Source organism: Aliidongia dinghuensis, assembly GCF_014643535.1.
Classification (GTDB): domain Bacteria; phylum Pseudomonadota; class Alphaproteobacteria; order ATCC43930; family CGMCC-115725; genus Aliidongia; species Aliidongia dinghuensis.
This window is the reverse complement of the sequence record NZ_BMJQ01000034.1, coordinates 22026-31952: the sequence shown is the minus strand read 5'-3', so window position 1 is coordinate 31952 and position 9927 is coordinate 22026. Positions and strand designations below refer to the sequence as shown.

At 65.5% G+C, this 9927-nt stretch carries 11 protein-coding genes; 9 read left to right on the top strand and 2 right to left on the bottom strand.

The features are described from left to right. The 9 genes from IEY58_RS33320 to IEY58_RS33280 all read left to right on the top strand — a co-directional run. The coding region (locus IEY58_RS33320; protein WP_189052504.1) for a DUF2285 domain-containing protein at positions 1–382 on the top strand (382 nt) is incomplete at its 5' end. Positions 383–516: 134 nt separating this feature from the next. Further along, on the top strand, positions 517–801 hold the full coding sequence (locus tag IEY58_RS33315) for a helix-turn-helix transcriptional regulator (RefSeq protein ID WP_189052503.1): 285 nt from the start codon (positions 517–519) through the stop codon (positions 799–801). Between the two features lie 6 nt (positions 802–807). After that, complete coding sequence (locus IEY58_RS33310) at positions 808–1866, top strand: replication initiator protein A (RefSeq protein WP_189052502.1); 1059 nt, start codon at positions 808–810, stop codon at positions 1864–1866. Further along, positions 1863–2501 (top strand): ParA family partition ATPase, encoded by a 639-nt coding sequence (parA, locus tag IEY58_RS33305; RefSeq protein ID WP_189052501.1) that lies wholly within the window; start codon positions 1863–1865, stop codon positions 2499–2501. Before IEY58_RS33310 ends, parA begins: the two co-directional genes overlap by 4 nt. Beyond that, entirely contained in the window at positions 2498–2752 is a 255-nt protein-coding gene (locus IEY58_RS33300; RefSeq protein WP_189052500.1) for a hypothetical protein, read from the top strand. The genes parA and IEY58_RS33300 overlap by 4 nt, the downstream gene beginning before the upstream one ends. Further along, positions 2749–3255 carry a DUF2840 domain-containing protein gene (locus IEY58_RS33295; protein ID WP_189052499.1) on the top strand — a complete coding sequence of 169 codons (507 nt, stop codon included), beginning with the start codon at positions 2749–2751 and terminating at the stop codon, positions 3253–3255. Before IEY58_RS33300 ends, IEY58_RS33295 begins: the two co-directional genes overlap by 4 nt. Further along, positions 3252–3764 carry a S26 family signal peptidase gene (locus tag IEY58_RS33290; RefSeq protein ID WP_189052498.1) on the top strand — a complete coding sequence of 171 codons (513 nt, stop codon included), beginning with the start codon at positions 3252–3254 and terminating at the stop codon, positions 3762–3764. The genes IEY58_RS33295 and IEY58_RS33290 overlap by 4 nt, the downstream gene beginning before the upstream one ends. Positions 3765–3766: 2 nt before the next feature. Further along, positions 3767–4573, top strand: coding sequence for a lytic transglycosylase domain-containing protein (locus tag IEY58_RS33285; RefSeq protein WP_189052497.1), 807 nt, complete (start codon positions 3767–3769; stop codon positions 4571–4573). 246 nt (positions 4574–4819) lie between these two features. Continuing rightward, the gene (locus IEY58_RS33280; protein ID WP_189052496.1) at positions 4820–6568 is read left to right on the top strand and encodes a relaxase/mobilization nuclease domain-containing protein; all 1749 of its coding nucleotides are present in this window, start codon (positions 4820–4822) and stop codon (positions 6566–6568) included. A gap of 346 nt (positions 6569–6914) precedes the next feature. On the opposite strand, the gene IEY58_RS33275 is transcribed toward IEY58_RS33280, so the two are convergent. Further along, positions 6915–9158 (bottom strand): AAA family ATPase, encoded by a 2244-nt coding sequence (locus tag IEY58_RS33275; protein ID WP_189052495.1) that lies wholly within the window; start codon positions 9156–9158, stop codon positions 6915–6917. Then, positions 9152–9922, bottom strand: coding sequence for a helix-turn-helix transcriptional regulator (locus IEY58_RS33270; protein ID WP_189052494.1), 771 nt, complete (start codon positions 9920–9922; stop codon positions 9152–9154). Before IEY58_RS33270 ends, IEY58_RS33275 begins: the two co-directional genes overlap by 7 nt. Positions 9923–9927: the final 5 nt, after the last annotated feature.

Below are 9927 nucleotides of genomic sequence, written 5' to 3'. Positions count from 1 at the left end.
CAACCAACATCCCCCGACCACCCGCTCGCATCCAGGAGCGGGCAGCTTGCCAACAGCAGCCTCAAGGGGGTCAATTTTGGACACCGATCACCCCTCAGCAGGGGTCAATTTTCCACGCCGAATAACACCCAATCCGAGCGCACTCACCGCCCAAGCCACCGATCGCCTCATCCTCGCCCTCCGGGCACTCGATGGAAAACTCGACGGCGCCACGCAATTCGAGATCGCGACCGCGCTCTTCCGACCGAGAAATCTCTCCAAGCGCGACTGGATCGATCACGATCTGCGCGATCGAACAGGCCGGCTCGTCAGGCTCGGCCTTCGCCTGATGAACGGCGGCTACCGGCGCCTCCTCCTGCACCCGTTCCGGCGCAAGATCTGAGACCTATCCGACCGCGATAGTGCGATCTCGCTCCCTGGCGACATCGCACTCCTGCGCGCTCGGGCCCTCCGCCACCGTGATCGACAACGGCCGCCGGCATTCGGCGCCCCCCGCTGCGATCACGGAGGTATCCCATGTCCGCCCCCATGAATGGCGTCCCGCAACGCTACCTGCGCACACCCGAGGCCGCTCGCTTCGTCGGCCTTTCCATCCGCACGCTCGAGAAGCATCGGATCTACGGCACAGGTCCGCGCTACTCGAAGCTGGGCGGGCGCGTCGTCTATCGCGTCGAGGACCTGCAGGCCTGGGTCGATTCCGCCGTCAAGGCGTCGACCTCCGACCCCGGCTCCGCGACGGTGCTGCCGGCCAAGCGCCACACCGCCGACGCGCTGGCGGCGGCCGGACAGCTCCGGCGCTGACCTCCCATGTCGGTGCACCATCGCCCTCGATCCGAACGTGAGCAGCTCGAACTCTTCCGCGCGCGGCCAGGCGATCTCGCACCGCGCGACGCGCAGGACCTCATGGCCTATCCGTTCTTCAGCCTCGCCAAAACGCACCGCACCACGCCCATCGACTACCGCATGAACGAGGTGGCGATCCGCGTCGAAGCCGTTCCCGAGCATGGTCTCGCCACGATCTGGGATGCCGACATCCTCATCTGGGCGGCGTCCCAGATCGTTCAGGCTCGTGACGCCGGCCTGCGGACCTCACGCCTCATGGCGGCGACGCCATACGAGATCCTGACGTTCATCGGCCGCGGGACGAGCGCGCGCGATTACCATCGCCTGAAGGCAGCGCTGGATCGGCTCCAGTCGACAACGGTGGCGACATCGCTGCGCCAGGTGAGCGAACGGCGCATGCATCGCTTTTCCTGGATCAACGAGTGGACGGAACACGCCGACACACATGGGCACGCCGCCGGTATCGATCTCATCGTGCCGGACTGGTTCTACAGAGCCGTCCTCGACGACGTGCTCGTCCTGACGATCGACCGCGCATATTTCGACCTCACCGGCGGTCTTGAGCGCTGGCTTTACCGCCTCGTGCGCAAGCACGCCGGCAAGCAATCCGCCGGTTGGCGGTTCGATTTTCGTCACCTCTACGCCAAATCGGCGAGCCTTTCGCCGTTCAAACGCTTCGCCTTCGAACTGCGCGACATTGCGCGCCGGCAGCCCCTTCCGGGTTATCGCCTCGGTATCGACCGCGCGACCGGCGGCCGGGAGATGCTCGCCTTCGTCAGGGATTCACAATCCGCCGCCGACGCCTGTGGAAAACCTGTGAATCCGCTCGTGCTATCGGGAACCGCCGGGCACGTGCCATCAGGAACCGGACCCTCGTGCTATCAGGAACCGGGAACGGCATTTTCCGAAGTCAAATCAGTGGCTTCGTCGCCGCCTAACTTAGACTCTAACTCAGAATCTAACTTTTTTGTTGTTGGGGGCGGTGAGTCGCGGGGACAAACCGGAACGGGAGGGCGGCGATGATCGTCGCGCTCCTGAACCAGAAAGGGGGCGTCGGCAAGACGACGCTCGCCCTGCACCTGGCCGGCGCCTGGGCGCGCCAGGGGCGCCGCGTAACCGTCGTCGATGCCGATCCGCAGGGGTCGGCGCTCGACTGGTCCGCCCAGCGCGCCAAGGAGGCTGTGCCGCGCCTGTTCGGGGTCATCGGCCTGGCCCGTGACACCCTCCACCGCGAAGCACCGGAACTGGCCCGCGACGTCGACGACGTCGTCATAGACGGGCCGCCACGCGTCGCCGGCCTGCTGCGCTCGGCCTTGCTCGCCGCCGATCTCGTTCTCATCCCGGCCCAGCCTTCGCCGTTCGACGGCTGGGCTTCAGCCGAGATGCTTAAGCTGCTCGAAGATGCGCGCATCTTCCGCCCCGAACTGGCGGCGCGCTTCGTGCTCAATCGGTGCGTGGCCCGTACCGTCATTGCGCGGGAGACGGCCGACGGCCTCGCCGAACATGACCCTCCCGTGCTCGCCTCACGCATCGGCCAGCGCGTCGCCTTCGCCGACGCCGCACGCACGGGCCGCCTGGTCTTCGACATGGATGGCGCCACCGCTGCTACGCGCGATATCGCCGCCTTCGCTGCCGAAGTCGATCGGGTGGCGCTATGAGCGAGCGCCCATCACAGCGCCGCTTCGCTGCCAGGCCCGGCGATCCGGACGCCTGGGTGCGCGCGCCAGCTTCCGCCGATCGCGCGCCGGCTGCCGACGAGGCCTTTACCGCGCGCCTGACCATCGACGTCACGCCTGAGCTGCGCGGCCGGATCAAGATCACCGCCTTTCAGCGCGGCAAGACCGTTGCCGACATGCTGCGCGACCTGCTCGTCCGCGAATTTCCCTCCACCAAACGAGACGCCTCATGATCGCCGATCGCAATGCGGGCGACGCGCAGGCCACCACGACCGGCGCCCTGACCGCCGTTGAGCTGACCTGGTACGAGAAGCGCATCGAGCACTGGATCAGGTTCGGGCGCGACGTCGCCGAGACCATTCTCGATCGCCGTCGCCGCGTCCTGAGCTTCGCGCCGAACACCATCTTCGCCTTCGTGCGCTGGGCCGCGAACGACTACGGCACCGCCGTCTCCCGCATCGACATCGTACGCGCCGTGGCGCCGGGTGAAGGCTTCCAGACGCTGCCCTTCGTCCGCCCCGGCGGCGAAATCCTGCTGCGGATCAACGGCTGGCCCAAGGTCGAGCGTGTACTTGCGGCGATCGACGCGGTGGACGCCCTTCACATCGATCCGGCGGAGGCGGCGCCCGACCATTGGCGCCAGGTCCATAACCGGCTCAACGCCGGCTTCGACCCGCGCCCGTATAGTCTCGACCAGCACCGTGCCTGGTTGCTGCGCCGGAGGCTGCAGCCATGACGCGGTTCGGCTGGCTCGCCGCGAGCCTCGCAGCGGTCGCCTGCATCGTCGGGCCTGCGCTCGCGCCGCCCCGCGCCCGGCTCATCTGGAATGCCAGCGCGAGCGTGCCGATCGGCCTCTACCGCGTGCGGCCGACAGGCGATCTCCGCGTCACCGAACTGTTGGTCGTAAAGCCGCCGGGGCCCCTGGCCGAATTCCTCGATCGGCGGCGCTACCTCGCCAACGGCGTGCCCATGCTGAAGCGGGTCCTCGCATTGCCAGGACAAGTCGTCTGCCGTGTCGGCAGTACGATCACGGTCGACGGCATCGCCATGGGCGACGCGCTCGCGAGCGACAGCAGAGGCCGCCCGCTGCCCGTCTGGAGCGGCTGCCGTCCCGTGCAGCCTGGCGAGGTCTTTCTCATGAACTGGCACTCGAAGGCCTCCTTCGACGGTCGGTATTTCGGGCTTCTGCCCATCACCACGATCATCGGCCGGGCCGACGCCCTCTGGACGCGGGAGGGAGACTGACCATGAGGCCAGCCAGCCAATGCCCTTCCTCCTTCCCGGCCTCGTCACAACGGGCTGCTGCCAGTCGATCGGGCGCCGATGCGCGAGCCAGATGCTTCGCGCTCGCCGTTCTGGGCGCCATCATTCCGCTATGGAGCGGCTCCGCAAGCGCCCAGGCGATGTCGCCGCTGCAACTAGCGGCCGCGCCGGCTGTCGCGCTCGGCCTGTCCGCGGTCGTTGAGGAGGCCGCACACCGCTTCGGCATCCCCGCAGCATGGATACGCGCCGTGATGCGTGCGGAAAGCTTCGGCGACATCCGCGCGACCTCGCCGAAGGGCGCCATGGGCCTGATGCAGATCATGCCGGAGACATGGGCATTGCTGCGTCGGCGCTACGGTCTTGGCGCCAATCCCTACGATGCGCACGACAACATCATGGCCGGCGCTGCGTATCTCCGGGAGTTGCACGACCGCTACGGCATCCCCGGCTTCCTCGCGGCATACAACGCAGGACCGGCGCGGTGGGAGGACCACGTGGCGACCGGGCGACCGCTGCCGGCCGAAACGCGCGCCTACCTGATCCGTCTCGCCCCGATCATCGGCGGACATGCCGAAGACGACACCACGATTCTCGCCGCCGTCGTCAAATCCTGGACCGAAGCCGCGCTGTTTCCGCACCATCGGAACGACGGGGCATCTGCACAAACGCCAGCATCGGAGCCGACTTCCAAGCTGCACTCGAATGACGCACCGGTCCGCGATTGGACCGGGCTCGTTCCGCAATCCGACGGCCTGTTCGTCTCGTTGTCAGCAGCGAGGCGACCGCAATGATCCGGTCGGCGGAAGCGCCAGTGATGGGTGCGGAAATGGCGGAGGCTGTCGGGGAACGGGATAGCAGGGGAACACGACCAACGGACGGCAAGGTAAAAGGCCGGCCCTCTGGGCGGCGCAAGTGGTTGGTTGTGTTGGGAATTTTTGTGCCTCGGGCACAGGGACCTGCTGGCGCTTCCGGGCATTTCATCAACGATTTCAACGCATCGACCGCCATCGCCGGCCGAAAATCATGGATTTACGGCCATGGCGACGCGTGACGACCAACTGCACATCCGCCCCGGCCGCATCCGCCACGGCAACCGTGGCGCCCAGCGTCCAAAGACCTTCGCCGGCGAGGTCATGCGCGCCGCAAAGAAGGCAGGTCACGTCGGCAGCAGCTTCCGCTCCAGCCAGGGCCGCAGCCGATCTCGCTTCGGCCGGGGCCGGCGTGCCGCAGCCTCGGTGCGCCTGCGCTCGAACGCGCGGCGCGTGGTGCTGAAGGCCAGGGTCGTTCGCCACAACGGCACGCGCTTCCGCTCGGCTCCGCTGCCGAAGCACTTGGCCTACCTGAAGCGCGAAGGTGTTACCCGCGACGGTGCCGACGCCAGGATGTTCGACGCCGCCTCGGACGAGGCCGACGAACACGCCTTCGCCGAGCGGACCGAGGACGACCGCCATCACTTCCGTTTCATCGTCTCGCCGGAAGACGCCGGAGAACTCAAGAACCTGCGCACCTTCACCCGAGAGCTGATGCAGGATGTCGAACGCGATCTCGGGACCAAGCTCGATTGGGTCGCGGTCGATCACTGGAACACCGACAACCCGCATGTCCACGTGCTGGTCCGCGGGCGCACCGACGACGGCGAGGACCTGGTGATCAGCCGCGACTACATCAGCCGCGGGTTCCGCGACCGGGCCGCTGAGCGCGTCACTCTGGAGCTTGGGCCACGCAGCGAGCAAGAGATCCGCACCACTCTCGAACGGGAGATGGGCGCAGAGCGCTGGACGAGTCTCGACCGCGCCCTGCGCGATATCGCCGACGAGGGCGGCGGCGTCGCCGACCTTCGGCCGGGAGGAAGCGAAGACCCGGAGACGCAGCGGCTGTTGATCGGCCGGGCGACGAAGCTCGAACGCCTCGGCCTGGCCGAGCAAGTGGGACCTGCCCAGTGGTCCTTGAAGCCTAGCTTGGAGGCGTCATTGCGCGAGCTGGGTGATCGCGGCGATATCATCAGAACCATGCACCGCGCCATGTCCGGCTCGGGCCGCGAGCCTGATGTCAGCCAATTCGCCATGCATGGCGCCGAGCCCGAACAGCCCGTCATCGGCCGCCTGGTCGAACGTGGGCTCGACGACGAACTGAAGGGGACCGCCTATGTCGTCATCGACGGCACAGACGGTCGGACACATCATCTTCGCTTCTCGGACCTGGAATTCACCGGCGACGCCCGACCTGGCGCGATCGTCGAGACGCGCGCCTATGAGGACGCCGGCGGCCGCCATCGCCTCTCGCTCGCAACCCGGTCCGACCTCTCGATCGAGACCCAGACGACCGCGCCTGGCGCGACCTGGTTGGACCGCCAGCTCCTCGCGAAGGATGACGTCCTGGGCAACGGCGGCTTCGGCCGGGAAGTGCGCGAGGCGATGGAGAAGCGCGTCGAGCATCTGATCGAACAGGATCTAGCCCGCCGTCAGGGGCAGCGCATCATTTTCGCCCGCGATCTTTTGAGCACGCTGCGCGACAGAGAGTTGGCCGAGATCGGTGCCAGGCTGGCGTCCGAAACAGGCCTGCCGTATCGCGCCGCCGTGGTCGGCGAGCACGTCTCGGGCATCTATCGCCAACGCGTCACCCTTTCATCGGGGCGCTTTGCCTTGATCGATGACGGCGCCAGCCTGCAGCTCGTTCCGTGGAGGCCCGCACTTGAGCAGCAGCTCAGCAAGCAGGTCGGCGGCGTGATGGGTCCGTCGGGACAGGTCGACTGGAGCATCGGCCGGAAGCGGGAGATTGGACTGTAACTTACGCCACGACAGGACAAACCCGCCATTTCGGCCCGGATCGCTTCATGTCGGGTTCTAACAAGAGCCGACATCCATCGCTCGCCCCATCGGCATCCCAACACGACAGAAACTGGCCGCTCCCGGACTGATGGTTTTGAGACGGTGATACGGCGGAAGCTGCCGTTCCGAACCTGTGTGAAAGCAAATGACCGCTTCCGTGCAATATCAATCTTGTACTGGCCGGTGAAGCGGCCGGCCCTCGTGCTGTTATGCGCGAAAGAGTCAACGCCCTCGGCCCCTAGAGGGAAGGTACTGTCACTTTAATGCGAGCCCGCACGCAATCGCGCCGTGCCTGGCGGCAGGCCTATTGCGGGACCGCGAGCTTTTCGAGGCCGTCATAATGCAGCGGCGCTACGGCTCTGATCATCTCCAGCAGATAGGTCACGTTCTTCTGCGTTTCGGAGACAAGTGCCGGATCGAAACCCTTGCCGGTCGAATGGGAGAGATCATTCGCGAACTTATAGATCGCGGTTTTCTTGTGCGAATCAAAGTCGGTCGCCTCGAGCTTGGCGTATAGCGAGGCTTCGTAGGGCCGGTGGAAATCGAGGAAGGTTTCGAGCACTTTCCGCGCGACATTGGGAATATGATAGGAGGCGAGGATCGTCCCATCCGACTTGAAGCCGTGCAGCAGCTTGAACAGGAAGCAATATTCGGTCGGATGGTTGAGCAGCAGCGCGTCGAGCGGTTTGAGCGAGGCGTCACGGCATCCATCCGCCTCGGCGCAAACGATCATGAAATAGGCTTTGTCGGTTTTTTTGAAGTTCTGGACCCAGTTGAGCAGCAATTTCAGGAAATCGAAATTGTGGGTGAGGATGAAGACCTGCTTGGCGTCCTTGACCGCATTCTTGAGGAAGGCGAACGCCTGATAGATCGATGCCGCGTCGAGGCTTGAGATCGGGTCGTCGATGACGACGACGCCCTCCTTGACGTTGAAATCCTGGTCGCCGAGCTGGACGGTGAAATAAAGGAAGGCGATCGCGGTCTTCTCGCCTTCAGACAGGCGCTTGGCCGGCTTGCCCCAGCGTTGCACGTGATAGCCCTCAGCACCGGACTCGAAGCGCAAATCGGTGCGGCCCAGGAAGATCTTGAGCTTATCGGTGAGCGCGGCACCGCCGGCGTGCTCGCTTGAAACCCTAGCCTGCTTCGCCTCGAACGAATCCTTGAGCGCCTGCAAGCCGCGCGGATCGGGCAGGTCCTCGGCGCCGTCAGTTAGCTTGGTCTTGATGGTTTTCTGCACGGCGATCTGCGCGTCGAGGTCGCGCACCTGATCGACGATGGTAGACAAATAGTGGCGCTGGAGCTGGGTGCGCGCCTCGGCCTTGGCGCGTTCGAACCCCTCGGTCTTGCGGTTGTGGCGTTCGATCACCGCCGCCAGGGTCGCCAGCGCCGCGGTCAACGGCTGGGGGTCAATCGCGATATCGCGCGTACACACGGTTGCGCGGTTCAGCAGCTTTTCGTCCAGCACCGCGGCGGCAACGTCGATCTGGTCGAGGAGCGCGGTGCGGCAGCGCTCGGCCATCTCCACCGCGGTTTCGTAGTCGGCGCGAAGCTCGGCATACAGGGCGGTCTTCGCCGGAAAAACCAATGTGGCGACGCCGTCCGAAAGGTTACGCGCGATCCGTGCGGTCTGCTCTATGTCGGCCTTCAGCCGCTGGTCCTCGACTCCGAAATGCTCGGCAAGCGCCGCCATTCGCGCCGCCGGAAGCGGCTGGGCGCAGAATTCGCAATGATCGGAATTGTGCGCGCGATGGAGCGTGACGCCTTCCTCGACCCATCGCGCGATCATCGGCTCCTCAGCGAGGCGGCGCAGCGCACCCGCCTGTGCCGTGCGTGCGAGCAAGGCGACGATCTCTGCTGGCAAGGCGGTGGCGACATCCGCGAACGGCCGCGCCGGGTCGCACGGCTGCAGAGGCAGCACAGGCATAGCGACGCGTTCGAGCTGCTCCTGATGGACGGTTGCGCGATGGGCCTCGAGTTGCGGGTCCGAGAGTGGCGCGAGATCGCGTTCCCTGGCGAAGACCGCCTCGGCATTGGGCTTGCGGTAGCTGCGCAGCGTGCTGCCGCTGGTCGCCTCGCCGATCGTTCTGGCGATCGCGGAAAAGACCTTGCCCTTGTCGGCGTCGAGCTTCTCTGCGGCCCTTTCGGCCGCCGTGATCGCGCGCGATCGCTCGTCATAGGTCGCCCGCTCGACCGCAGCTTCCTCGGCGAGCGCCTTGTTCTCTTCGCCGATGATCAGGATGTGGCGAAGCGGGCCGTGGAACTGGCCGATATTGGCCTCAACATAGTCGGCATTGAAAGTGCGGACCTTGCGCCCATACCGCTGGCCGGCGCTCAGCGTGCCGGATTGGCTCTCGATCGTGTATTCGAGGTCGGCATGGTCGGTGTGGGCGCCGGCTTCCAGAGCCGCGAACAGGCGCGACAGCGTCGTCTTGCCCGAACCATTCTCGCCATAGATGATGTTGTAGCGTGCAAAAGCGGGCAGGTCGGCGGGCGCGGTGAAGTCGCCGAACACGCCGAGGCCCTTGATCCGCTTGATCGCGGTCAGCACGAGGCGACCTCCTGCTTGGCCATGAACTTCTTCCACGAAGGAAGAATAAAGGGCTGGCCATGGTCGATCGGCACGCGCATCGACGTCTCGCCATATTCTCCCGGCGGCCCAAGTGCGATGACGAAGCGCGATTGGTGCGTAGCGGGCTCGTACTCGGGCGGGAGATCGTAGCGTTCGGGCAGTCGACGATAGACCTTGGTCTGGTAGATCCAGATGTCATTGCCGCGCAGCATCACCATCAGCTGGCGGATGCGCCGCCGAATGGCGATCTGATCGGAGGGCGGGATGTCCACCAATATGTCGCGCCGGGACCAGGTGAGCCCGGTGAGGAGGTCGACCAGCTCCTGCGCGTAGCCTCCGGTTTCGTCGGTCAACGGTATCTCGATCACGCAGGCGAGATCGTGCGAGCTGGCGGCTTCGTCGTAGAGTTTGCCCTCGTCCGATGTCGCCTGCGCATAATCCCAATCGTGGCGCGGGATGAGCTGGTCCTTGTCCTCGAACAGGGGCGGCCGATCGGCGTCAGAACTCGCCCCGGCGGCCGGGAGCGGCAGAGGCGTCGCGGCGAGAACGTCGCGATGGACGCCGAATAGCTTGGCGATGCGATCGAGCAGAACCACCGAAATCGGCGTGTTCTCATTTTCGATCTTACGCAGCATGCGCACGCTAGCGGCGATCGCGTTTGCGAATTCCTTTTGCGTCGACAGGCGCTCGAGCTGTTCTCTGAGCTGCTTGATCGCAGTGCCGTTCGGAATCACCTTTTTCATTGCAG